Raw genomic sequence first — 915 nt, 5'->3', positions numbered from 1 at the left:
CATTCGTTATTTTTCAGCGTTTAGCTTTTCCTGAGCAATAAAACATAACGTTGATGTATATGGTTTGTTGCGTGTTTTAAGCAACTAATTTAGTAAATAATTACGGACAAAGAAAGTCCTCGAGGACTTTCGTAAGTAGGCAAAAAGCCAGCAATAAATTATATACGGTGTTGCCCACAGTATTTATTTCGGCCATACTGAAACCAAAAATAGGCTTACCAATATCAATTCAGTTATGTTTAGTGTTATTCTGTTTTTAATTATTAAAGATAAAATAAAGTCAACAAATATTCCAACTACTCCAAGTCCAATTCCAACAGTCATCGCTATGAGTCCATAGCCAAAAGGGTCATTCACAGCTTTGAAGTCAAAAGTCATTACTATTAGACAAAATAAAATTAGAAGGACTGAAAAAACTAATAGGACTGAAACTTTTCTTAATAATAACTTTTTCATATTTAATAAATCGGTCCATCAAATTTCACTATCGTTGTGTCTTTTTCCACAATAAAGTCAACCCAATGGTCAAGTGAGCCTCCATTCGTATAATATCCACCTCCACTTCTTTCTTTTTTTCCGTTCGCACGAGTAAAAGTCAGAGAATATGCTCCGTCAGTTTTGTTTTTCCGCATCGATAAGAATTCAGTCATACTTTCATTAGGTTCGATTCGGTCAATTTTTATTGTTTCTAGTTTTTCTGACGTTGTAAATTCGACATTAGTTATCGATTCGCTTGAGTTATTTTTAATTTTCATTTCAATTCCGTTTTCTTTGAACATAAAACAAGAGTTCAAAGTCAGAATTATCAATATTGCAAGCAGTTTCTTCATATTGTGGGCAACGTTTTGGTGTATAAAAAGTTGCGATTTTTTGCCATCGTTATTTTCCGAAGGAAAATATAAGATTGCCAAAAAA

1 protein-coding gene is annotated in these 915 nt (G+C 32.5%); it reads right to left on the bottom strand.

Annotated features, from left to right (window positions below; genetic code table 11):
* Positions 1 to 458: 458 nt before the first annotated feature.
* A partial coding sequence (locus Q0733_RS12945; protein ID WP_298782754.1) for a hypothetical protein occupies positions 459 to 915 on the bottom strand: 457 nt, incomplete at its 5' end.

The organism is uncultured Polaribacter sp. (genome assembly GCF_947500975.1).
In the GTDB taxonomy this organism is placed as follows: Bacteria; Bacteroidota; Bacteroidia; order Flavobacteriales; family Flavobacteriaceae; genus Polaribacter.
The sequence above is the reverse complement of the archived record's forward strand: the minus strand, read 5'-3'. Positions and strand labels throughout refer to the sequence as shown.